The organism is Campylobacter sp. RM19073, assembly GCF_024723495.1.
In the GTDB taxonomy this organism is placed as follows: Bacteria; Campylobacterota; Campylobacteria; order Campylobacterales; family Campylobacteraceae; genus Campylobacter; species Campylobacter porcelli.
In genome coordinates, this window is the sequence record NZ_JANQCT010000003.1 from 1 (window position 1) to 24,460 (window position 24,460).

The 24,460-nt window shown below is 34.9% G+C and carries 27 protein-coding genes; 3 read left to right on the forward strand and 24 right to left on the reverse strand.

What is annotated here, in order from left to right:
* The 9 genes from fliY to aroQ form a co-directional block, all read right to left on the reverse strand.
* Positions 1-636, reverse strand: a 636-nt coding sequence (gene fliY / locus CSUIS19073_RS01910; protein WP_337214375.1) for a flagellar motor switch protein FliY, incomplete at its 3' end; no start/stop codon positions are given.
* A complete protein-coding gene (gene fliM, locus CSUIS19073_RS01915; protein WP_086237424.1) occupies positions 629-1,738 on the reverse strand; it encodes a flagellar motor switch protein FliM in 1,110 nt (369 codons plus the stop codon). The genes fliM and fliY, both read right to left, overlap by 8 nt.
* Positions 1,738-2,442, reverse strand: coding sequence for an RNA polymerase sigma factor FliA (locus tag CSUIS19073_RS01920; protein ID WP_086237423.1), 705 nt, complete (start codon positions 2,440-2,442; stop codon positions 1,738-1,740). Before CSUIS19073_RS01920 ends, fliM begins: the two co-directional genes overlap by 1 nt.
* Positions 2,414-2,758: a hypothetical protein gene (locus tag CSUIS19073_RS01925; RefSeq protein ID WP_086237422.1), complete on the reverse strand. Its 345-nt coding sequence runs from the start codon at positions 2,756-2,758 to the stop codon at positions 2,414-2,416. The genes CSUIS19073_RS01920 and CSUIS19073_RS01925 overlap by 29 nt, the downstream gene beginning before the upstream one ends.
* Positions 2,759-2,767: 9 nt before the next feature.
* Positions 2,768-3,634 (reverse strand): P-loop NTPase, encoded by an 867-nt coding sequence (locus tag CSUIS19073_RS01930; protein WP_086237421.1) that lies wholly within the window; start codon positions 3,632-3,634, stop codon positions 2,768-2,770.
* Complete coding sequence (gene flhF / locus CSUIS19073_RS01935; protein ID WP_086237420.1) at positions 3,631-4,953, reverse strand: flagellar biosynthesis protein FlhF; 1,323 nt, start codon at positions 4,951-4,953, stop codon at positions 3,631-3,633. The genes CSUIS19073_RS01930 and flhF overlap by 4 nt, the downstream gene beginning before the upstream one ends.
* The gene (folK, locus tag CSUIS19073_RS01940) at positions 4,953-5,438 is read right to left on the reverse strand and encodes a 2-amino-4-hydroxy-6-hydroxymethyldihydropteridine diphosphokinase (protein WP_086237419.1); all 486 of its coding nucleotides are present in this window, start codon (positions 5,436-5,438) and stop codon (positions 4,953-4,955) included. The genes flhF and folK overlap by 1 nt, the downstream gene beginning before the upstream one ends.
* Entirely contained in the window at positions 5,438-6,451 is a 1,014-nt protein-coding gene (locus CSUIS19073_RS01945; protein ID WP_086242488.1) for a M24 family metallopeptidase, read from the reverse strand. The genes folK and CSUIS19073_RS01945 overlap by 1 nt, the downstream gene beginning before the upstream one ends.
* On the reverse strand, positions 6,444-6,911 hold the full coding sequence (gene aroQ / locus CSUIS19073_RS01950; RefSeq protein WP_086237417.1) for a type II 3-dehydroquinate dehydratase: 468 nt from the start codon (positions 6,909-6,911) through the stop codon (positions 6,444-6,446). The genes CSUIS19073_RS01945 and aroQ overlap by 8 nt, the downstream gene beginning before the upstream one ends.
* Before the next feature lie 88 nt (positions 6,912-6,999).
* Here aroQ and mqnF point away from each other — a divergent pair, with 88 nt between their 5' ends.
* From mqnF to CSUIS19073_RS01965, 3 genes are read left to right on the forward strand one after another with little or no spacing between them, the layout of a single operon-like run.
* On the forward strand, positions 7,000-8,220 hold the full coding sequence (gene mqnF, locus CSUIS19073_RS01955; protein ID WP_086242487.1) for an aminofutalosine deaminase family hydrolase: 1,221 nt from the start codon (positions 7,000-7,002) through the stop codon (positions 8,218-8,220).
* Complete coding sequence (sppA, locus tag CSUIS19073_RS01960) at positions 8,208-9,077, forward strand: signal peptide peptidase SppA (RefSeq protein ID WP_086242486.1); 870 nt, start codon at positions 8,208-8,210, stop codon at positions 9,075-9,077. The genes mqnF and sppA overlap by 13 nt, the downstream gene beginning before the upstream one ends.
* Positions 9,065-9,715, forward strand: a complete 651-nt coding sequence (locus CSUIS19073_RS01965) for an MOSC domain-containing protein (protein WP_086242485.1) — start codon at positions 9,065-9,067, stop codon at positions 9,713-9,715. The genes sppA and CSUIS19073_RS01965 overlap by 13 nt, the downstream gene beginning before the upstream one ends.
* 202 nt (positions 9,716-9,917) lie before the next feature.
* Here the strand turns inward: CSUIS19073_RS01965 and CSUIS19073_RS01970 are convergent, their stop codons facing one another.
* The 15 genes from CSUIS19073_RS01970 to CSUIS19073_RS02040 form a co-directional block, all read right to left on the reverse strand.
* Complete coding sequence (locus tag CSUIS19073_RS01970) at positions 9,918-10,877, reverse strand: RelA/SpoT domain-containing protein (protein WP_330517823.1); 960 nt, start codon at positions 10,875-10,877, stop codon at positions 9,918-9,920.
* A 759-nt stretch (positions 10,878-11,636) separates the two neighbouring features.
* On the reverse strand, positions 11,637-11,960 hold the full coding sequence (locus tag CSUIS19073_RS01975; protein ID WP_086242483.1) for a hypothetical protein: 324 nt from the start codon (positions 11,958-11,960) through the stop codon (positions 11,637-11,639).
* Positions 11,961-12,030: 70 nt separating this feature from the next.
* A complete protein-coding gene (locus CSUIS19073_RS01980) occupies positions 12,031-13,629 on the reverse strand; it encodes a flagellin B (RefSeq protein ID WP_086237413.1) in 1,599 nt (532 codons plus the stop codon).
* Positions 13,630-14,068: 439 nt separating this feature from the next.
* Positions 14,069-15,085, reverse strand: coding sequence for a tRNA 2-thiouridine(34) synthase MnmA (gene mnmA / locus CSUIS19073_RS01985; protein WP_086237412.1), 1,017 nt, complete (start codon positions 15,083-15,085; stop codon positions 14,069-14,071).
* 220 nt (positions 15,086-15,305) lie between these two features.
* The gene (locus tag CSUIS19073_RS01990) at positions 15,306-15,692 is read right to left on the reverse strand and encodes a cupin domain-containing protein (protein ID WP_086242482.1); all 387 of its coding nucleotides are present in this window, start codon (positions 15,690-15,692) and stop codon (positions 15,306-15,308) included.
* A 57-nt stretch (positions 15,693-15,749) separates the two neighbouring features.
* Positions 15,750-16,274 carry a TIGR00730 family Rossman fold protein gene (locus CSUIS19073_RS01995; RefSeq protein WP_086237410.1) on the reverse strand — a complete coding sequence of 175 codons (525 nt, stop codon included), beginning with the start codon at positions 16,272-16,274 and terminating at the stop codon, positions 15,750-15,752.
* Positions 16,275-16,283: 9 nt separating this feature from the next.
* Positions 16,284-17,291 (reverse strand): bifunctional diaminohydroxyphosphoribosylaminopyrimidine deaminase/5-amino-6-(5-phosphoribosylamino)uracil reductase RibD, encoded by a 1,008-nt coding sequence (ribD, locus tag CSUIS19073_RS02000; protein WP_086242481.1) that lies wholly within the window; start codon positions 17,289-17,291, stop codon positions 16,284-16,286.
* 2 nt (positions 17,292-17,293) lie between these two features.
* A complete protein-coding gene (rimP, locus tag CSUIS19073_RS02005; protein WP_086242480.1) occupies positions 17,294-17,719 on the reverse strand; it encodes a ribosome maturation factor RimP in 426 nt (141 codons plus the stop codon).
* Positions 17,716-18,084, reverse strand: a complete 369-nt coding sequence (gene rbfA / locus CSUIS19073_RS02010) for a 30S ribosome-binding factor RbfA (protein ID WP_086237407.1) — start codon at positions 18,082-18,084, stop codon at positions 17,716-17,718. Before rbfA ends, rimP begins: the two co-directional genes overlap by 4 nt.
* Positions 18,081-20,603: a translation initiation factor IF-2 gene (gene infB / locus CSUIS19073_RS02015; protein WP_086242479.1), complete on the reverse strand. Its 2,523-nt coding sequence runs from the start codon at positions 20,601-20,603 to the stop codon at positions 18,081-18,083. Before infB ends, rbfA begins: the two co-directional genes overlap by 4 nt.
* Entirely contained in the window at positions 20,590-20,832 is a 243-nt protein-coding gene (locus CSUIS19073_RS02020) for a hypothetical protein (RefSeq protein ID WP_201789982.1), read from the reverse strand. The genes infB and CSUIS19073_RS02020 overlap by 14 nt, the downstream gene beginning before the upstream one ends.
* Positions 20,833-20,857: 25 nt before the next feature.
* Entirely contained in the window at positions 20,858-21,739 is an 882-nt protein-coding gene (gene thrB / locus CSUIS19073_RS02025; RefSeq protein ID WP_086242478.1) for a homoserine kinase, read from the reverse strand.
* Between the two features lie 9 nt (positions 21,740-21,748).
* A complete protein-coding gene (locus CSUIS19073_RS02030) occupies positions 21,749-22,177 on the reverse strand; it encodes a glycoprotease (RefSeq protein ID WP_236845298.1) in 429 nt (142 codons plus the stop codon).
* 14 nt (positions 22,178-22,191) lie between these two features.
* The gene (gene lpxC / locus CSUIS19073_RS02035) at positions 22,192-23,076 is read right to left on the reverse strand and encodes a UDP-3-O-acyl-N-acetylglucosamine deacetylase (protein ID WP_086242477.1); all 885 of its coding nucleotides are present in this window, start codon (positions 23,074-23,076) and stop codon (positions 22,192-22,194) included.
* A gap of 18 nt (positions 23,077-23,094) precedes the next feature.
* Positions 23,095-24,444 carry a M23 family metallopeptidase gene (locus tag CSUIS19073_RS02040; protein WP_236845297.1) on the reverse strand — a complete coding sequence of 450 codons (1,350 nt, stop codon included), beginning with the start codon at positions 24,442-24,444 and terminating at the stop codon, positions 23,095-23,097.
* Positions 24,445-24,460 lie beyond the last annotated feature (16 nt).

A 24,460-nucleotide genomic window follows, 5' to 3' on the forward strand; every position in this document is an offset into this window, starting at 1 on the left:
CGAACCAATACGCACACGGATTGGCAGCCTGACATCCATAATAAGCCCGATATTTCTAATTTCATCGCTAATATCGTGCTTTTCAGATGATTTGCTCTCTTTATTAGTATTACTCTCTGTGGTTTTATTGAAAAATTTATAAAATGGATAATCAATACAAACGCCAAGCAACTCATTTAAATTCGCAATGCCAATTTGATATAAAAATAACTTCTCAAATGAGGTAAAATCCAAAATTTGATTTTCATCAATATACTTTACTGTATTAATAGCGAAATTCACCTTTGGCATATCTTTAGCCGCACCCAAAGATGTGCTAACCGCACTTAGCAAATTTGAGAATATCTCCTTGCTCGCATCTAGCTCATCATCGCTGATTGTGGTATTGCCAGTTGGCTCTTCTTCTCCTAGCATTAAATCATTAATAGCTGTAATCAAAAGCACAGAAGAGACAATATTCATCTTGCCATTTATATCTCCGCTTAATGTCACACTAGCCATTATAACGGGGGTTTTTATGCCATTTTGAGTTGGAGCATCATATTCAGCCGCATCTGATATTTGCGGTGTAGCACCAGTTAATCCCTCTATAGTCGCACTTAGCTCATTTTTAAAAAGTTCAAAAAATCTAGTCATCGTATTCTTCCTCATCATCACTTTCTTCTTCGTTATCGTCTTTAGGCTCTTCATATGCCATTAGCTTAGCTTTTCTATCCTCTTCATACTGCTCTAAAATCGCTTTTATCTCATCGCGATCAGTTTTAATAAGCTCTTCTAGCTTGATGGATTTACTAAAGCGATGAATGCCAATTTGAGCTAAGAATACCTCTTTTTTATCTATACAAACTATAGCCCTATCATCAGCATTGCGATCAAGTCTTAATATATCGCCAACTTCTAAATTTAAAAACTCATTTACACTAATTATAGTCTTACCTAAAATCGCTTCATAAAGCACCTCAGCACGACCAATTAAGGTTTTGAGCTCCTTATTACGGCTCTTTTTAGCACTGGTTTCACCTAACATAATATCACGATTAGCAAGGCGACTTAAAATCGGCTCAAGATATATAACCGGATAGCATAAATTTATCATACCACTCGAATTTCCAATAATAATCTCCATAACAACCATAATAACAATCTCGTTTTGGCTAACGATTTGGACGACATTTGGGCTAGACTCCTTAGCCTCTACATTTGGATACATATCTGTAATCATAGACCAAGACTCTTTAAGGCGTTGCATAATAATACGCAAAATCGCATCTAAAAGATTAACTTCAATATCAGTTAGCTCTCTATTATTGCTATCAAATCCATCTCCATTACCACCAAGTAGTCTATCTATCATAGGAAATGCGATACTAGGGTTTATCTCTAGGACGCAGTTCCCATCAAGTGGCTTAATAGAAAATACATTAAAGCTAGTTGGGCTTGGCAAACTCATCAAAAACTCACCATAGGTCATCTGATCAACTGAGTGAAGTCTAATCTCAACGATACTACGCATAATACTTGAAATTTGAGAAGCAAGATTTCTGGCTAATTTATCGTGAATTCCCTTAACGGCTCTTAGCTGCTCTTTGCTAACCCTATTTGGACGCTTAAAGTCATATATGACAACTTGCTTTGGCTCTTCTATATGCTCTGGGAGATCAGCGACCTGCCCAGCTCCATCATCATCTACAACTTGTAAAAGTGCATCTATCTCTTCTTGACTTAAAATATCTGCCATTAAAAGCCTAGCCTTTCTCTGATTTTAGTTATAAGTCTTTTGTGAATTTGACTAATTCTAGACTCTGTGATATTTAAAATTTCACTTATCTCTTTTAAATTTAACTCTTCATAATAATAAAGCTGGATTATCAGCTGATCACGCTGATTGAATTGGGATAAAATATGCTTAATATGCTCTATTAATTCATCTTTTTCTATCTGCTCTTCGGTGCTATACCCACTTAATAACTCATATTGATCTTCTAAGCGTAAAACTGATGTTATCTCACTTAAATTCTTCGCCTCTTTAATTCTATTTATATCTTCATTTAGCTCTTTTGCTAAATACTCATCACTTGGCTCACACTGATGTTTATTATAATACTCATCTATCAAACGATCTACATCTTTGACTAATTTGCGACTATTTCTACTTATAGTATCAAGACTACGCAGATAATCAAGCATTGAGCCATATACTCTTTGTTTAACATAACCCCAAAAATTGTCATTTTGGCTCTTATCATAGGTATGGCTAAGTCTTACCATAGCTTCAGTTCCTACGCTGATTAAATCGCCCACTTCTACTGAGCTTGGTAAGCGAGATCTAAGCCTATGAGCCATAGCTTTCAAAGCTGGCATATAAGCGATCACTAAATCATCTTGCTCTTTTTTTATCTGAGATTTATAGCTATCAAGCTGCTTTTGCTTTGCGTAATTCATGCTTTTTACCTGATTTTTTGAGCTTTTGGTCTAAATGCTGGATAATACCATCAAGCTTACGCTCCCTAATAGCAAGCTCGGTAACAAGATAGTCATTTATCTCTTCATAATGCTCTTTGTTAAATATCCTTAGACCAATTTTTTTAGCATCTATATAGTTCATCACAACAATATGAATAACAATATAGAAAAAAAATGTAATAAGCAAAGTATATATAACAATCTCCACAGGCTCTTCAATCTTTATTATAACAAACATAAGACCCACAAAAAACCCACATACTGTAAAAAATGCTATATAATTATCTGCTCTCACAATATTCCTTTAAAACTGCTCTATTAAACGCTTGAAAAAGCCAGCAAAACTTCTATCTTCGCTGGTGTCAAGCACTTTTTGTTCCAATTTCTCAAGAAGGTTGTTCGCAGCCTTTTTAAGCTGTAGCGTAGCAAGAGAGTGTGGTGCATCACTAGTAAATAGCGTTCTTTGCTTAATGCTTCTTGAAACTACCTTATCGCTTGGAAGCCAGCCTAATAGACTTAAATTTAGCTGATGAGTGATATTTTTATCAGCTACGGTTTTGATGGTTTGAAATATCTTTTGTGCTTCATCTTCGCCTTTTGCTTGGTTAATAAGCATAAAAACATCGCTTTTCATCTTTGAAATAACCTTAATCGTAGCATAAGCATCAGTAATAGCAGCAGGATCAGGCACGGTAACAACGATAATCTCATCACACGCTTCTAAAAAAACTTGAGTGCTAGAGCCAATCCCAGCCCCAGTATCAATGATGACAAAATCAACATCTTTTAAAATTGATGCTTGATTTAAAAACTTCTCATATAAAAATTGGTCATTAAATTTAAAAATCTCATCTCCGCTCTCACCTGGAATTAGAGTTAAATTTGGCTTAACTTTAATCAAAATCTCCTCAAGCGGACACTCTCCTTTTAATACATCTAGCATATTTTTATTGATTTTAACATTTAATAAAACATCTAAATTCGCAAGTCCAATATCAGCATCAAATAGCACAATTTTATAGCCATTAGATGATAAAAGATTGGCTAAATTCGCACTAACTGTGGATTTACCCACGCCTCCTTTACCGCTAGTGATGGCTATGAAATGGGTTGATTTTTTGATCTTTTGAGCTATCATTAGCTCTCTTAATTTATCTGCTTGATCCATCATTCATCTCCTTTAAATCCATCTAAAACACAGCTAACTAAAAACTCGCTTTTAGCCTCCATAATATCATCTGGGACATTTTGTCCGGTTGAGAAGAAGCTAACTGGAACGCCAGTTTCATAAATAAGAGAAAAAATATTACCAAATATCTTTGTCTCATCAAATTTGGTAATTATCAAAGTATCAATATCCAAAGCTGAAAAGTTATTATAAATCTCTAGCAAATCTTCAATCTTTGACCCGGCTGATACCACCAAGCTCACATCTACCTTGCTACCACACTCTTTTAAAAATGTATGAAGACGAATGAGCTTCTCCCTATCATACTGACTGCTTCCCATCGTATCAACCAAGATTAAATCGCAATTTGATAAGCTCTTAATAGCAGATCTAAAATCATCAGGCTCAATTGCATCAAGTATCGGTATATTCATAATCTTAGCATATTGAAATAGCTGCTCAACCGCACCAAGCCTATATGTATCAAGGGTTATAATCCCAGTTTTATATCTGATCTGATCGCCATGAGCAAATTTATAAGCTAGTTTTGAAAGGGTCGTAGTCTTGCCCACGCCAGTAGGGCCTACTAACATCATAATTCTTTGCTTTTTACTATCAAAGCTCTCACTTCTACAAGGTAGCATATTACGCAAAAGTGAGTAGAAATATCGCTTAACTGTAGCTGGATTGCTCTTCATAGATGAGGGCATATTTTCGATTGTAGCTTGCATTATTCCTTTTAAATGTTCGCTTTTCATACCGCTTTGCTTGGCTAATTTATATATGGTAGAAAATTCAGGCGGAATGATAATATCATCACGATTTTCAGACCTATCATCCCAAATCATATCAGCTATCATGGATATTTTTTGATTGAGTTTATTTACCTCTTTTGCCACCTCATCTATCTTTTTATCATACTCCACGCTCTTAAATTCGCTTATTTCGCTACTAATGCCAGCTACTTTGCTAATCTCCTTTGCAGCTTGTGAGATATTAAGTAGTATATCATTGCTATCTTTATTATCACTATCTGAGTTAAATGTGCTTGGTTTGGTATTTGGCGTTGAACCTAGTGTATAGGCTGAAATTTGCTTTTGAATTTGATTTATTTGAGTTTGCTTATTTTGCGATGCTGGATTTTGCGGGGCACTATTTTCTTCTACGCTTACTAAAATTTCATATAGCGGTTTTTTATTTAAGGTTTTAGGCTGAATTTGCTTAGTAGTTACTAGCATTGCACTCTCACCGCACTCCTCTTTGGCTTTTTTTAGTGCTTCTATCGCACTCTCTCCTGTAAAAGTCTTTAAAACTGTAGCCATCACACTCCTTTCATAAGACCTAATGGGATAAATACACTTGGTCTGATATTAGCCCCTGGATGAGGCAGGGTTAAAACATTATCATTATAACTTTTAGCACTAAAATATAGTATATCCAAATCCAAAGTTCTAGGCGAATTCCTAAACTCTCTAACTCGCTTAAATCTCTTCTCAAAATGCTGCATAATTTTTAAAATTTCCTTAGCATACAAAGAGGTTTTAAGGATTATCACAGCATTTATATAATCCCTACTAGCATAACCAAACGCCTTATTTACAAGCATTGGCGAACTTTGCATAATAGCAAATCTCCTATCTTTTAAAATTAAATTTAAAAACCTATCAAAGAGCCTTGCAGTATTGCCGATATTTCCCCCAAGACCGATAATAGCGGTATATTTATGCTTAGCTTTTAGTCTAAATTCTTTTGGGAAATACCTACTTCTAAGTAGCATTCTAGCCCCGTTAATATAAATTCTCTCCATCAAAGCACTTCGCACCCGCTATTAGTTACCACCACAACATCTTCTATTCTTATGCCAAATTCATTCTCTAAGTAAATTCCAGGCTCAATGCTAAATACCATTCCAGGCTCTATAATAGTCGTGCTTCTTGGGCTAATTATCGGAAATTCATGTATATCAAGCCCTACTCCATGACCGGTGGAGTGAAAGAATTTATCCCCATATCCATTTTTAGCTATGAAATCCCTAGCTGCTGAGTCTATATCACAAGCCCTAACTCCTGGCTTGACTGCTTTTATGGCTAGATTTTGCGCCTCTTTTACTATTTGATAGATCTCATTTTGCTTTGAATTTGAAAATTTCTGCTCTTTAGTGAATTTAAATCCATCTTGAAATTCCGCCGTTCTAGTGCGATCTGAGCAGTATCTTTGGTATTTTACCCCAGCATCTACTAGTAGCAAATCTGCGCTCTTTATACGCTCATCAAGTGGCAAAGCATGAGCCTTAGCAGCGTTTGCATTTATAGCTGTGATTGGATCAAAACTTAGGGCTAAATTTCCACCATCTCTTAGGATATTTTCAGCCTTGAAATTTATCATTTTCTCGCTCATACCATCGCTTATAACACTTGATAACTCATCAAATTTACTCGCCCCAAGCCTTGCTGCTTCTTTTAAAATTTCGATCTCAAAACTACTTTTTATCTGCCTTTTAAGCTTTGAAAATTCATTTTTTGCTACAAAATTTATATGTAAATCTCGGCTTAAGCTTTTAAAATCAAAATAGCTAAAATCGCTTGGATTAAAGATTATATCACGCACCCCAAGACTTCTTAATAGCAATCTTGCGCTTTTATTTATATCCTTTGACTCAATCACTTGGCTATTTTTGATAACGCTCTTAGCCTCAATAGCATATCTAGCATCAGTAATAAAAAAGCTCTCATCTTTAAACTTGATAAAAATCTCATTATCACAGCTATAACCGCACTCAAAATATACGGCATTTTCATCTTTTAAGATATAATTAAGCATCTTTAGAAGCTGTCTCCATACGCTTTATCTGATCAAAAATTTGAAGCATTCCAATGATTGCTAAATGATAGCCAATGGGTCCAAATCCAGCGATATGGCCAGAACAAACTGGAGCAACTAAGCTCTTATGGCGAAACTCCTCTCTTTGATAAATATTACTAATATGTACCTCAATAGTAGGCAGCCCCACAGACGCAATCGCATCTCTAATCGCAATTGAAGTGTGAGTATAAGCAGCTGGATTGATGATAATGCCATCAAATTCACCCAAGCACTCTTGAATTTTATCAACTATCTCGCCTTCAAAATTGCTTTGAAAAAACTCAATCCCAACCCCAGCTTGATCAGCTACTGCTTTCATCTGCTCATGTATATCGCTCATAGTCATCACGCCATATATTCTGCGTTCTCTCTTGCCAAGCATATTGATATTTGGGCCTTGGATTACCATTATTTTCATATTTTTCTCCGATAAAAAATTATTTAGCAAATATTTTACAAAATATTGGCTAAATTTTGGCTATAATATCTGCTTTTTAAGGAAATTTATGAAAATATTAAAAGCTAAATTTATCATTTTATGTAATGACAATTTTGATATTTTACAAAATCACGCCATCGCTTTTAATCATAAAATTGAAAAAATAGCCAAATTTGATGAGCTTATAACCGAATTTAAAGAGGCTCAAATTTTAGATTTTAGCGATAGTATCGCTATGCCAGCTCTTATAAATTCCCATATTCATCTTGAGTATAGTAGCAATAAAACTACATTTAGTTATGGGGATTTTTTACTATGGCTAAAAAGCGTAATCGCAAATGGTGCTAAATTTAAAAATAGCGATAAAAATAGTGCGATAAATCAAGCCATCTATGAGCAGTTAAGAGCTGGAGTAAGCACTATTGGAGAGATTTCTAGCTTTGGGCTTAGCGCTAATTTGTGCGCTAATTCCCCTATTAGAACGATATATTTTAGCGAAATTTTAGGCTCAAATTCAGCCATTTTAGAAGAGCAATGGAGCGGATTTTTAAAGCGTTTTAATACTGCAAATGAATTAAAAAGCGATCTATTTATCCCAGCTATTAGTGTGCATTCTCCATACTCTACCCATATAGAATTAGCTAAAAGTGCTATAAATCTAGCCAAAAAATCAGATATGATACTCTCTACGCATTTTATGGAGAGCCTAGATGAAAAGCGGTGGCTAGAATATGGTAGCGGCGGATTTGGTGAGTTTTTTAAAGAATTTAATAAAAACTCCAAGCCATTTTACTCCCCAAGCTCATTTATAGAGCTTTTTAGTGGGGTTCGCACTCTATTTATCCACTCTATTTTTGCTAAAAATTATCTAAATTTAATGGATAAATCGCTTCACTCTATCGCTACTTGTCCGGTATCTAATAGATTATTAAGTGCTAGATTTGACCTAGCAAATGCCCTTAAAAACGGCATAAATATATCTATAGCCACAGATGGATTAAGCTCAAATATAAGTCTAAATATTTGGGACGAGCTAAGGGCTGCTATGATGGCTCATAGCTATATGGATTTAAATGAATTTGCTAAATTTGCCATAAAATCCATCACATCTAATCCAGCCAAAGCACTAAACCTAAATTTAGGTGAGTTAAAAGCTGGAAATATCGCTGATATAGCTATCTTTGATGGATTTAATATCAGTGATATTAATCAGCTTTGCACTCAAATGATACTTCATACTAAAAATGCTAAATCACTATATATTAAAGGAGAAAAATGCGAATTTTAAATTTACTTTTGTCGCCTATTAAAGGGCTTTTAAATTTTATCAATACCTACTTTAAGAGTATGATTTTTGTGCTTATTGTAGTTTTGATTATCTTAAGTGGCTCTAGCACAAATAGAGCAAATTTAATGGAAATATCGCTAAATGGGGCTATCACAGATGAAAAAGATCTCTTATCTCAAATAGAATTAGCCAAAGATCCAGCCATAAAAGGGGTGCTAATCAATATCAATAGCCCTGGTGGGGATATGAGCTCAAGCGTGGCAATTAGCGATGCTATAAAATCACTTAATGAATTAAAGCCGGTGCTAGCTTATGCTAGTGGGACAATGACTAGTGGTGGCTACTACGCAGCCATTGGTGCAGATGAAATTTATGCTAATCGTGGAAGTTTCATAGGCTCAATTGGCGTTATTTTACAAGCCCCTAATATAGAGAAGTTAGCGGATAAAATAGGCATTAGCTCTCAAGTGGTTAAGGCTGGAGAGTATAAAGAGTCTGGCACTTATACTAGAAAGTGGAGCCAAAGCGAAAGAGATGAACTACAAAGATTGGTAGATAAGAGCTATGAGCTATTTACCACAGATGTGGCAAATGCTAGAAATTTAGATATAAATCAAGCCAGCATATGGGCAAATGCTAGAATATTTTTAGCCAGTGAAGCTCTAGATTTAGGTCTAATAGATAAGATTTCAACCTACGATGAAGCAAAATCTAGGCTAAAAGAGCTTAGCCAAGTGGAGATAGAGATGTGGTATGAAGCCCCAGTAATAGAGCGTTTTATGAGTGGGATTGCTAAGCAAAGCTCAAATTTAATCATAAACTCACTAAATCAAAAGAATATATTATGGCAGTGGTAAAGTCCCTAAATATAGGCGTTATAAAGGATTATGGCGGATTTTGTAGCGCTATGGATAAGGGGCATATCGATAGCGGATTTTGCGATTTTAATGGGATAAATGGGGATAGTATAAGCGATACAATCCACCATGGCGGCGAATATAAGGCAGTTTTTGCTAATGCTGTTAGCAACTACTTGGCATTTAGCAAATTTGCTAATAAGGATTTAAAGCTAGGTCAAATGGGGGAGAATTTAAGCATTTTAGACCTTGATGAAAAAAGCGTATATATAGGCGATATTCATCATATAGGCTCTGCGATTTTGCAAGTGAGCGAGCCTAGAAAGCCTTGTGTAAAACTAAGCAAAATTATAGCAGCTGGTATGACTAAATTTATCTTTGAAAGTGGGCTTAGCGGGTGGTATTATAAGGTTTTAAAGCCTGGGATAATTAATAGCGGTGATACCATCAAAATTACTAATTGTAATCCTAACAAGCTAAGTATAATGGAGCTAAATATGCTATTTTTGGCTCCAAAAGAAAATTTAAATCTAATCCCCAAACTTCAAAATACACAGATACGAGACGCGTGGAAAGATAGCATAACTGCTCGCTTAAAAGGGGTGTATGATGATGCTTATATGTATCAATTAAACTAATTATAAATAGTGGCTAAAATGTAGCCACTCTCACTCTTTTTTGCCTTATCTCTCGTGCTTTATACTCTCCAAATTTTTACCAAAAAATCATGCGAGTTTGCTGTTGTTTCAAATTTGAAGGCAAAACCTTAGATGAGCTTTTAAGTATTATTAAAAAGTATCAAAAGCCTATTTAAAGGGCTTTTAACTGGTGATTAATTAGCTATTTTGTTCTTTCTCTTACTTCTTTAATAAAATGTTTAGCATCTAAAAAATAGTTTGGATAAGCTCTTTTAAGTTTTTTAACACTATCTACACTTACTAAAACGCTTTGGGTGCTATCATTAGTCTCTAAGCTTTGGTATATGTTTTTAGCCAATTCAAGCTGACCTTTGCCAAAGGCAGATAGTTTCAATATTCCATCTTTTGTATCTAGCACCATAAGATACAAATTATCAGCTTTTTCTTTTTTCTCTATATTGTCGCACACTACATTTAAACCGCTTAGCAAGGCTAGAATTTGATATTTTTCATCAAGTTTTTTAATCTCTTCTTTATAGTTGTTATTACCAGCTAAAAGTTCAGCGCATAGCCAAAAAAAGCGTTTAAAGCATTCATCGCCATAACCTGCTTTAATATTTGTGCTACTTCGTAGTGCTAAAATTTCAACTGCTGTAGCCCAGTAGTGTTGCAATGAGTCTCTAAGTTGCAGCTCAATATGATATCCATTTACTTCATTTATTTTCCCATTATATTTAAAAACAATATGATAGCTTCTATATCCATCATCTTTAGGATTGCTTATGTAGTCGTTTTCCTTAACTATCTTAAAAACACTTCTCTTACCATAATAAACACTTTGAATTCTTTTTACAAATTGCTTTACTTCATTATTGTTTTTAAACACAGCTCTAACTCCGCCGATATCTTGCATCCTATCTAAACACATACCATCAAAGCGTTGCAGTTTTGCTTGTATAGAGCTTAAACGCTTCAACCTTCTGGCTATAAAAAGTGGTTTAGGTAATTTTTTAGATATGGTTTTAACTAGCATTTTCATTAACTGAACATGATTTGATCTAAATGTAGAGATAATATCTAAATCATCTTTTTTAGCTTGATTTAGCTTTAAATTATTCCCAGCTTTTCTTATAATTTTGTTTGATAAATTGCTTTGTATCATTACATCTACTTTTATTAATATGCTACGCATTATACCACAAAGTAGCATAATATAATAATTTTCTAAATAAGAGAGCCCCTAAAATTTAGAGACCCCTTTAATAGCCGTAGCTATTAAGCCCAGTGGCAAAATTTTATCAACAATAAACTTAAAAAATGTTTTATACATAAATAACCTTTTATATTTTAAGCTTTATTCTACCACAATCTATTTAAATTAAGCTTTTTTAAATGGCTTTAAAGACTATTTAAATCGCTTTAAAATTTGCTTTTATATACTCTAGTGCATCTATGAATGAGCCAGTGAATTTATATCCATTTGCTAATACTTCAAAGTCGCAAATTTCATTTAATTTATCGCTCTTTAACTTAAGGAAATTATCGCTCCAAGTCCATTCTCCTAAAAAACCTATTTTGCCATTTATGCCAAATACTTCGGCAAAATTTGTATCTAGCTCATCATCATTTAGCCAACTATTTTTTCATTATCGTCTCTAATATGCCAGCCTTTTTCATCGATGAAAATATATAATTTTCGCTTTTCCATATTTTATTCTCCGTGTTATTTTTAAAGTATTGTTTTGCCGAATTTTGGCTATGCTTTTTAATGACAGTCCAAACCTTATCATCTTGGATAAATGATAATAGTTTTACCGCTTATTGCTACTTGCCTTGCTGAATTATGTATGCTAGTTTTAATATCACTGATGTTATTCATAGCAGATATTAGCTCTGTTTTACTAGGTTTAATATATCCGCTTTATCCGTGCGTGTAAATATCGCTTTTAGCAACTCTTTCATAACCCATACTATCAATATGTCTAAAAAGCTCATCTTTTGCTTTTGGGCTTGTATTTTTAGTGATTTTACCATCTATCACCTCTTCATCAATCCACACAGGCGCAATCTCAGTTTTGCATCTAAAATGATATGGCGGAAGTCCAAAATTCTTAGGCAAAATTTTACCATAAAACGCACCATTTCGCCAAGTAGCAGTTGCTTTTTTCTGGGCGATATTTTTAGCGTTTTGTATAGCTCCACTTTGAGCCTCTATATGCGAAGCTGGTATGATGCGTCCATTCATAGACTAATGACAAAAAAGTTTATAAGAAAATAATTCACAGTATCATTGCAAGAAATTAAAATAGCTTAAACTATTGTAACAATCTTAATATATTTTGTTGGACGGCGTTAGCTTGGCTCATAGCGTAGCTTCCACTTTGGGCTAGGATATTGAATTTAGAGAAATTCGCACTCTCGCTAGCAAAATCAACATCTCTTATTTGGCTTTCGGCGGATTTGACATTGACTTGGGTAACTGTGATATTATTAATAGTAGCTACTAATTGGTTTTGGACTGATCCTAGATCTGCTCTTAATTTATCTAGTTTCTTAAGCGCATTTAAGGATATATCTATCAAAGCTTGAGCGCCTACATAGGTATTAGCCCCAGCTGGTAGCTGCAAAATCGGATTTAATAACTCCACCTTACCCATCACTCTTAGAGTATGCTCATCTAGCTTATTTCTTACTATATCGCTTAAGCTAAGTGCTATTTGATCTCTTAGTTGAGAGCCTACTATATCTTTTGGGTCGGCTACCTTAGGATTTAAACCATCTATTCCAGCACCTTTTATATTGCCTGTAGTCTCTTGTAAATCCAAAGATACCGGTGAGCCGTTGCTTGATTGTAAATATAACTCACCTAGAATTAATACACTTGTGCTATCTGCCCCATTGCCATCTTTCATTGATAAACCCATAGCTTTGGAGTCATCCACGCTTCCTACTTCAATTAGCATTGGCCTACCATTGCTTGAGCTCATTGATAGACGCTCTCCAGTATTAGAGGCCGTAACTCCAGTTATATCGCTTTTAGAATTTATAGCGTCTATTAAGACATTTGCAGGGTCTCCAACCGTAAAACCTATATTTCTCCCTATCTCAACTCCATTTATACTTAACTTGGAGATAGTCCCTGGGAAAAAGGTTGTCCCAAATATTCTAGCACTACTAATAAATTCATTCTTCACACTAGCCTTTACCCCAGTCTCATCACTATAAGAATTTATCTTATCAACGATAACTCCTAGCCCATTATCTAGTATCTCCTGACCAGAGATAGTATCAAATTTAATCCCATTTATATTATTTGGCACGGCGTTTAGTGTCATTTCAAATTTGGCGGTGCCAAAGTTTTTATTATCAAAAACCATTGGAGTAGTAGATAGATAATAGGTGTGGCCTATAGCTTTTGAGTTGGTATTTTCTATACTTACCTTAGCTGTTTGATTACTACTAGCTCCGATTTGAAAATTTTTATTTGAGAAGTTGCCATTTAGTAGATTTTGACCATTGAAGCTTGTGGTATTTGCGATATTATCAAGCTCATCAACGAGCCTAGAAATATCATTTTGGATAGCTCTTCTTGAGTCTGCGTTTTGGCTATCATTGGCTGCTTGAATGGCTTTGGTTTTAATAGTATCAAGGATTTTAATCTGCTCATCCATAGCTTTATCTGCTGTTTGGACTATGCCTATAGCGTCATTGCCATTAGAGATGGCTTGACCTAGAGAGCTTGCTTGGCTCTTTAGATTATCAGCAATAACTAGCCCTGAAGCGTCATCAGCTGCACTTTGTATCCTAAGACCAGAGCTAAGGCGACCTAGTGAGCTAGTAAGCTTCCTATCATTGACAATAGAGTTGGCGTGGGCATTCATAGCCGCTATATTGGTATTAATCCTAAAACTCATCTTTGCTCTTTAAAAGCCAAATACTACTTAAATTTGATCCTTGATTATCTAACATTATTATATCGCATAGAATATTAAATTTGTTTATATTGTGGGGGGGGGTATTTTGATATTTTTTTAGTTAAATTTTGGAATTTTTAGGCTGTTTTATAAAAATAAGATTAAATTTAACTTATTTTAAGGAAATTCGATAGATTTATATTGAGTTGGAATTTAAAAAATTTTAGATGATTTAGCTATGATATTAAAATGTAATATTTATATAATTAAATTTAATTTATCTAATATTTCTAAGCGTGAATTTATATTAATAAGAAAGTCAAGCAATATTTTAAAATGAATTATTTTCCATACCGGTAAAAAGATAAAAATTATTAGGAGATAAACTCCTAATAAAAGTGATCTAGCAAATCTTTGAAATTTAACGCATAAAAGTGGATTAGGCTATAAATCCACTTGCCAATACTCTTTGATTATCATCATAAAAGACTGCCAATTGACCGCTTGCGACGGCTCCAGCATTATCTTTTAGCTCCACAGTTGCAACGCCACTGCTCTCATGGACTACGCATGGTATCGGCTTAGATCTATATCTGATTTTGACTAATGCGTCAAAATCGTTTTGTTGCGTAAAATTATTAAAATTGCGAGTTTTAAAGCTATAGCACTCTAAATCATCTTTTTTACCTACTATAATCTCATTAGCGCTAGCATTGATGGCTGTTACATAGTGTGGATCGTGTGCTCCTGTGATTTTAAAGCCCTTTCGTTTGCCAATCGTATAGTGCATATAGCCCTCATGCGTACCGATGGCTTCGCCATTTGCATTGCGCACTATACCTGGTAAATTGGTATTATAATGCTGTTTTAATACATCTATATAGGTGGTTTCAACAAAGCATATTTCACTACTCTCTTTTTGCGTAGCTAGTGATGATATTTGCGGTATTTGAGCAGCGGCGGCTTTTATATCAACTTTAAATTTATCCCCAAGAGGAAATATTATATAAGGTAGAATTTTTGGATCTAAATTGGCTAAAAAATAGCTTTGATCTTTACTCTCATCGGCTGCTGATTTTATCAAGCCATTATCGATTCTAGCGTAGTGCCCAGTAGCGATCTTATCGCAGCCAAGACTCTTAGCAAACTCCCAAAGGGCTCCAAATTTAATAAGCCTATTACAATGAGCACAAGGATTTGGGGTAATTCCATCTTTATATGAATTTACAAATAGATCATAAACCTCTTTTTTAAATGTATCTTGCAGATCAAGCACATGGGTATCAATACCTAAAAACTCGCCTACCTTTTTTACATTTTCAATATTTTTTTTATGATAATCCTCTCTGCCATGTAACATCATATAGCAACCTACTACACTATAGCCTTGATCTTGTAGAAATTTCGCACTCATTGAACTATCTACTCCACCGCTTAATGCCATTAGAACTTTCACGATTATCCTTTTATCAATATTTTTAGCAAATTATACAAGATAATTATTAACACAATAGAATAAAATGAAAAATTCTTTTATAGTATATTAAAATAGTATACTATAAAATTTAGTGTAAATTTTATAGTATATCTTGCTAAGTATATATAATGATTTTAGCGAATTTTTAAAAGAGTGATTTAGGATCATCTCTTGCGTTAAAAGCAAGAGATCTACTGATTTAAAGCCAGCTTGGTTTTTCTGTATTTAATATGCCATCACCATCGCTAAATTGCTCTAGGCTACTAGCTTTACATTGGATACAGATATATTTTAAATCACTGCTAGAGCTTGCTTTAAAGCATCTTTTGCCATCTGGATCTATACGCAAAATATCACCAGCGCTAACTTCAAACTCCTCGCCATCTATATACAAAACTCCACTCCCTTCAATCACCACATAAACTTCTTCATTTTGCTTATGAGAATGGACAAAAGGCACACTCTCTCCAGCTTTTAAGTGGTTTATGGATACTTCACAGCCTGTTAAGCTTAACTCATCGTGAAACTCGCTTCTAGGAGCGTTTTGCGATGAGATCATCTTATAATTTTTACCTATTTTTGTCATTTTTAATCCTTTTAAATTCAAATATTTCAAGCCAAATTCATGGCACTGCCTTTACTATTAAGTATCTAAAAAGTTTAGAATATCGTCTATACTATCTAATAATTTATAAAAATCACTATTAGCCTCTATCAATCCACCATCTAGCAACTGCTTAAAAAAGTCAAAAAGTGGCGACCAAAATTGACTATCTACAAATATAATTTTATATCTTTTTACCCTAGCTTGTGCTAAGGTCATCACCTCAAAAACCTCATCTAAAGTCCCAAATCCACCAGGTAAAACAATAAAAGCAAAGCTATCTTTGATTAGAGCATTTTTACGCTCACTTAGGCTAGTTAGAGTTAATGATTTGGTGCAATATGGATTTAGCCGTTGTTCGTTTGGCAAGATTACATTTATCCCTATGCTCTCTCCTTTGGCTTCAAATGCTCCTTTATTTGCCGCTTCCATAATACCGCCACCACCGCCAGTGATAATGCCATAACCAGCCTTTGATAGAGTAGTGGCGATCTCATATGATTTTTTATAATAATCACTATCACTGCTAATTCTAGATGAGCCAAAAATTGTTATATATTTCATCAATTATCCTCAATTTACCCTTTTACACCAAAGCAACTCCCCATCATCAAGAGTAGTTCTATGTATAATTTTTAATTTTAAATTTAAACTCAAACTACTACCAATTTTAAACTCATTTGAGCGATATATCAAAATCCAATCTATCCTAAAATCCAAATTTTTTAAGAAATTCTCCCCACCTTCAACCATTACAAATCTTTGCTTAAAAGCAAATTCTAATGAATTTGAGATATAAACCTCCCTGTTTGGCACATTAAAAAGCGGAATTTGACTATCAAATTTATCTTTAGATGAGTATATTAAGATATTTGGAGATTTATCACTAGCTAATCTAGCATCTAAAATCGGTCTGTCTGTGCGAACTGTATTACCACCAACAACCATAAGATCAACTAAAGAGCGAATTTGATGAGTATGAGTGCGGCTGGCTAAATTTGATATTACTCCACCAGTTGCTACCGCGTTTTGCGTTAAGGCGATTTTAAAAAATGTAAAATTCCCACTTTGCCACCTAAGAAATGGCTCAAGTAGCTCATCACACTCCTTAGCACAAACTCCATAAACTACCTCCAAGCCATTATCCGATAAGAGCTTAGCTCCGCCCTTAGCATGCTCACCAAAATCCCTTGAGCCAATCACAACCCGTTTTGCCCCTACAGCAAGGAGTAAATTAGCACAAGCTGGGGTCTTACCTTGATGAGCACAAGGCTCTAGCGTAACATAATATGTGGAGTTTTTAAGTAAATTTTGATGATTTTGAATAATTAGACTATATAGCTCATTTGGATCTTTTGCGTTATCAAAAAGCGATTTTAGCCTATAATCTTTAGCCACTAAGGCCTCTTTAGTCGCATTTAGCTCAGCGTGAGCCTCCCCTGCTTTTTGATGAGCACAAATAGATAAAATCTTGCCATTCTCATCTAAAATCACAGCCCCAACAGCTGGATTAGGATAGGTTAAAAGCTGATAATTCCACGCTTTATCAATAGCTAAGGATAGATAAAACTCATCACTCATGGCTACCACTGGATAAAAGTTTTGGCTTTTTTAATATCATTAAAATTTAAACTCAAGCTCCCTTCATCGCTACTAAGTGCTATATCATCGCCATTTACGCTAGTTATTTTACCAATAATTTGACTTTTATCATTTAAAGTTATCTTTGCCATCTCGCCAATGCTTTTAGCAAAGTGATCTATTTTACTAAGTTTTCTCTCAAGCCCTGGGCTAGAAACTTCTAAAACCCAATCCCCACTAACTGGCGGCATAACATCATAAATAGGCGATAAAAGCTTACTAACTACTTCGCAATCATCTAAGCTTACTCCACCGCTTTTAGTTATATAAACTCTATAAATTTGGCGCCCATTTTCGTTTGCTATCTCTGTATCATATAGGGCTACACCACAACCTTGTAATAACTTTTCTAACTCTTCTAAATTCACTTCTTGCCCTTTTGTAACTCATCTGCAACCTTAGCAAATAAGGCATCTATATGGTTTTGATATTTTAATCTATCATCAAATATAAAATGTAAATTTGGAGCCCTATACCAGCCTTCAACTGCCATGCAGTGATTTTGTATATGGCGACTGACTTTTTTAAGATGAGAGAGGATATAGGCCTGTTCTTTCTCATCAAAACCCATCTTATCTAAATAGACAAAGGCATCATATCTGCCCTTTTTACACTCTACATCAGTTACGCAAAGCCCCTTTAAATACTCATCTTCAAGAGTGCTTAAGGCCTCTGGGATTAACTCTTTTAATATGCTTTGAGTGCGAAGTCTTTTTAGCTCAGCTGGATTCATATCTGAGCCCTATTTTCTACTTCTTTATAGCTTTCGATATAATCTCCCTGGCGCATATCATTATAACCCTCTATTCCTACACCGCACTCATAGCCTTTAGCAACCTCTTTAGCATCATCTTTAAAGCGTTTTAGTGAGCTGATATTGCCTTCAAATACCACTACGCCATCACGAATAACACGAATTTTAGCTCCCCTGCTTATAATGCCTTCAGTTACCATACAGCCAGCGATTTGACCGACTTTTGGAACATTAATAACTTGTCTAATGACTGCTTGACCTAAATCTTCTTCAGTGATAACTGGACTCATAAGGCCACTTAATAGCGCTTTAACATCATCTAAAAGATTGTAGATTACATTATAGGTTTTGATCTCTACGCCTTTTTCTTTAGCTTTTTCTTTGATCTCTCCAGTTGGTCTGATATTAAATCCTAGTATAACGCAATTTTGACTAGCACTAGCTAGTGATATATCACTTTGAGTTATGCCGCCTACGCCTGAGTGTATGATATTAACCTTAATCTCATCATTTCTAAGCTTCTCAAGACTTGCTTTAATGGCCTCAAGTGAGCCTTGGACATCGGCTTTGATTATCACAGGTAGGTTTTTTAACTCCCCTTCTGCGATCTTAGCACTTAATTCATCGATTGTAACCTTTGTAGATTTGCTTAGCTCTTTTTGGCGTAGATACTCATATTTTTTCTGTGCGTATTCTCGTGCTTCTTTATCGCTTTTTACGCTAATTAGCGTCTCTCCAGCCTCAGGCACTTCGCTTAAACCTATAAGCACCCCACACTCTCCAGGCTTAATAGCCTTTAAGCTTCTACCCTTATCATCATTTAAAGCCCTTACCTTGCCATATGCTACGCCAGCTACGATAGTATCGCCTACTTTTAATGTGCCGTTTTCAACGATCACAGTAGCTACTGGGCCTCGACCCTTTTGTAATGAACTCTCGATAATTGTAGCTTTGGCCTCTCTATTTGGGTTTGCTTTTAGCTCTAAAATTTCAGCTTGTAAAAGCACTATCTCAAGCAAATCCTCTATACCCATACCAGTCTTTGCTGAAACTGGCACAAACTCATGACTACCGCCCCACTCTGTAGGCATAATATCAAGTTCTGCCAAACCGGTTTTTACTAAATCAGGATTAGCACTCTCTTTATCCATTTTATTTATAGCTATGATAATTGGCACGCCCGCTGCCTTAGCGTGAGATATCGCCTCTTTGGTTTGAGGTTTGACACCATCATCAGCAGCCACTACGATAATAACAATATCAGTAACACTAGCTCCCCTAGCTCTCATAGCAGTGAAGGCCTCATGCCCTGGCGTATCAATAAATGTGATATTTTTGCCATTTTTTTCTACCATATATGCGCCAACATGTTGAGTGATACCACCGGCTTCACCGCTTGCTACTCTAGAGTTTTGAATATAATCTAATAAGCTTGTCTTACCATGATCGACATGCCCCATTATCGTAACTACAGGCGCTCTAGGCTCGGAGTGTTGGTCATCTTCGCCCTCATAAGCTTTGACATAGTCAAATTCCTCTTGAGTATCTACAATATTAATCTCAATACCAAACTCAGCACCTAAAATTTCAATCTCATCTTCTTCTAAGAAGTCATTTTTGGTAGTCATCTTGCCAAGCATAAAAAGCTTACCAATAATCTCACTTGGGGATTTTTTAATCTTATCGGCAAATTCATATACTCTAATCTCTTTTGGTATATTGACACTAGTTACGCTCTCATTTTGATTATCTTTTGGTAACTTTTTATGTTTTTTACGACTACTTCTTTGGATTCCACCATCAAGATTAAAGCCACTATTTTGTGATTGCTTATATACATTTAATGGTTTTTTAATAGTTTGTTGTCTCTCTACTTCAATTGGTTTTAGAGTCAAATCAGGCAAAATAACTACATTTTCATCATCAATTACAATATCATCGCCAAATTCGCTAAGCTCCATTAAATCAAGCTTTGATGAGCTCTCTTTTTTAGTGGCGTGGAATTGCTTTTTATCTTTTTTCTTCTTTTTTAAGCTCTCATCGCTACTGCCAAACATAGATTCTAAAGTCTTATTAACTACTAAAGAGCTTGGTTTTTCATCTTTTGGTTGTGGTTGTTCATCTTTTTTCTTTTTGACAATCACTAGCCCTCTTCGTTTATTTAGACTTGAATTTGCCAAAGTCTGCTCTTTTGGCTCTTGCTTTGACTCATCTTGCTCTTTTGGCTTAATCTTAGACATTTTATTTGGCTCATCTTGAGCTGTAGATACTGGCTTTATCTCCTTTTTTGCTAGTTGCTTTGGAGAGGATTTTTTAGCTGGTTTTGTCTCTGGGGTTATGCCAGATTGGACATAATCATATAGCTTTGCAGCATCTTCTGGGCTTACAGCACTTGAGACCGTAGTCACTGCAAAGCCTAGCTCTTTTGCCTTCTCTAAAATTTTTTTAGATGATGAGCCTAGCTCTTTTGCTATTTCGTGAATTCTAATCTTTGCCATTGACTATTATCTCCTTTAAATTTATACTATTTTTTCCAAATTTTGCAAGTGGTTTTTTTAGATCTTTTGGATCTTTATTGATGCAATTTATACAAATATAAAATGATCTAGCACTACCTAAATTTCTTACTATTTCGCCATTTAATGATCGGAATTTATAAAGCTCTTTTTGATGAAATCTACCCTTACAAACCACACACATTCTAATAGGTTTATGAAATTTTCTCACTATTATATCTTAGTTTTCTTTATTTTTAGCTTTTTATGCTAAATCCATCATTATCAATATCTAAAATTTTTACCCTAAATTTAGTAAAATTGGCTTGTAAAATTTCAGCTAAATTTTTTGCTCTATCTTGATAAGTTAAATTTAAAAAGCTTGAGCCACTCCCTGAGAGTGTGCTCATCAAGGCACCATTAGCATAGGCAATCTCTCTAACCCTAAAAAGCTCTGGCAAAGCACTCATTCTACGCTCTTCGTGCATCATATCAATACTAGCTACACGCAAATTATCATAATCTTTTTTAATAAAACAACTACTTAGATATGCTGCGTGGCTAAGATTGCTTACGCATTCGCTCATTGTGTAGTTTAAAGGTAATTTGCCACGACTTTGCTTGGTATTCATCGGCTCATCTGGTATCACCACCACAGCTTTTAAATTTGGATCTATATCGCACTTTTGGGTATAGACTGATGAGTTACTTACAATATTAGCAGTAAATCCACCCCAAACAGCTGGTGATATATTATCAGGGTGATTTTCATACTTTAATGCCCTATCTAAGATCACGCTACGATCTACCTTAAATCCAGCCATATGATACGCCGCAGCAATAGCACCTACAATTACCGAGCTAGAGCTACCAAGCCCCCTTGAAAATGGAATATTATTAACAAAATTAAATTTATAATTCAAATTTTTCCCATTTAATAAGGCTATTGTCTCATTAAAAATATTTACAAATGTATTATTTTTCTTTAAGGCAATCTTATCACTTCCTTCGCCTATTATGTTGATAGAGCTGATCTTTTGCTCTGTGATACTAACTTCATTATAAAGCTTTAGTGCCAAACCCAAAGAGTCAAATCCAGGGCCTAAATTCGCACTAGTAGCAGGCGTAAATATCCTCATCATAATCTCCTAAACCGCATCTATAACATAATTTGGCAACGCATCAACAATCAAATCAAATCCATCTAAATTTGATGGTAGCTCAAGCTCACAATGCTCGATTTTCTCTAAATTTATCTTACCATCTTTAAGCACAAAGCTCATATTTTTATTGGCTCTAATTGGCTTAAAGCCATTTAAGCTAAATCCATCAATACCATAAAATTTGATATTACGAACTACGCAAAACACGCAAAGAGTAAGGTAAGCAACCTTTAATCCCATAAAGCTTCCAGGGCCATTAGCATAGATAATCCTATCAATCTCATACCTACTATCTAAATCGCTTATAATCTGCCCTAAAGCCTCACTCGCCTTATCATCGCTGATTATCTTCTCAATCAAATTTCCTTCAAAATATACACCAATAACTAATGGCGAACTAAGGCAAATTACCAATATATCAATCTTTTTTATGCAAATGCCTTTTCATACTCTTTTTGCACCTCTTGGCTTAGAGTTACTATCTCGTAATTTCTCTCATCGCTTAAGAGTGCTAAAGTTAGCTTGTGATTTAGATCATGGCTTCCAGCATACGCCTCATAATCCCCAACCATAGGCGATCCAAGCAGACTAATATCCCCAATCGCATCTAAAATTTTGTGGCGGACAAACTCATCATCAAATCTCAATCCTTCAGGATTTAAAATCTTAGCACCATCGATCACTACTGCATTATCAAGGCTACCACCAAGAGCTAATCCCATTGAATTTAGCTTTTGGACATCTTTTAAAAAGCCAAATGTCCTAGCCCTTGCAATTTGATTTATAAAATTCTCCTTGCTAAACTCAAAAGTATAACTTTGTAAGCCAATTACTGGATTTTCAAATTTAATCGTATAGCGAAATTTAGGATTACTCGATGGGGCAAGCTTGACATATTTATCCCCCTCTCTTACCTCAACTTCACGCTTTATAACTATTACTTTTTTATCAGCTTCAAGCTCGACTACTCCAGCTTCATCAAGCATCATACAAAAGCTAATAGCACTACCATCCATAACTGGCACTTCATTAGCATCAAGGGTGATTCTAATATTATCAATTCCATAGCTATTTATCGCACTCATTAAGTGCTCTATAGTAGATACTGTAGCTTTATCATTGCCAATTACCGTTGCCATCTGCGTATTTAGCACACTACTTGGCTCAGCCTTAAAACTCGTTGCCTTATCACTTCTATAAAAAACAACACCACTATTAGCTTCTAAAGGCTCCAAAATTAGTTTAATTGGCTCACCTTTATGAAGTCCTATACCGACCCCTTCTACTCTTTTTCCTATAGTTCTTTGTTTCACGATATTCCTTAAATTTAATTAACCTTTTATCGCTTTTTTGGCTGAATTTAATACATCATATATATTATCTTTCATCCACTTTTTATCCATCCACTCCTCAGGTCTTACCTCAATACCTTGGACTAAAACCCCAAAATGCAAGTGATCGCCTAAGGCTAGACCGGTTGTTCCGGTTTTGCCTATTATATGCTTTGGACCGATATGCTCTCCAGCTTTTACTGATGTTTCATTACAATGGCCATAAAGCGTATAAAGTCCAAATCCATGATATAAAATTATATTCTCTCCATATATTCCATTTAAATCATTAAAAGCCACAAATGCAGGGTTATTAGTAGTCATCACAGCCATAGCCGTGCTAGCTAGATCAAGCCCCATATGCCAGCTTTGGCTTACTTCTTGATTATCATAAATAAAAAATCTATGATCGCCAAAGCTCGCTACAGCAGCACCATTTCTAAGCGGATAAAATGGCTCTATATAAAAGCTATCTATCATCTCTTCAGGCACAGTAGAAGTAACCTTGCTGATAATATCCTCATTTGAGGCTCTTAGCGTTTCATTGACAAATTTAAATTTTGCTAATCTATCAAGCTGGGAGTAATTTTTTGCATATTGACTAGCTAACTCATCTATCTTGCCATCTAAAAATTTATCACTTAAAGTAATTCTTGACTCTTTATATTTGCGATCTTGTAGGTAAAATCCGATATTTGATACAGCTTTATTTCCAGCTTTATCTATAGCTACAATCCTAGCTTTAAAATTTGGATTTTGTATATCCCACGCTACAAGCGACGCCCAATATCCATCTTTTACAAATTTGGTTGGTTTAAAAATATACCCATCGCTCTCTATATATAAATTTTGTAAATTTTCATCAGTAGCCTTAAAAACTACAACGGCTGAGCCGCCTTTAGTAATCTTATATGATTGATTTATTATTTGAATTTGTGGATTTTTATTATCAATTATTAAATCCGCACTCTTTGAGGCTACATTTGCACCAAATAGATTAAAATCCCTAGCCTCAATGGTGAGCTTATAGCTTTTATCTCTTTGTAAAATCATACCCTTTGGTAGCTCTAAACTCAGCTCCAAGCTACTTTTTGGCTCATCAATTTTTTTATCTAAAATCACAATAGATGTATTAGAATCTGATATTATAGCCTTAATTGATTGTAAAGATGAGTTGTCTGATATGTTTAGATCAATTGGACTTTTTTGATTCCAGTAAATTCTATCACTAATAGATATGGTTGGTGCTTGATTATCCATAGAATCGGAGTTAAACAGACCTATAATGCCAAATATCAATCCGATAAAAATTATAGCAAATATAAAAGTTTTAATCTTTGAGTCTCTCACGCTTTATCCTTAAATT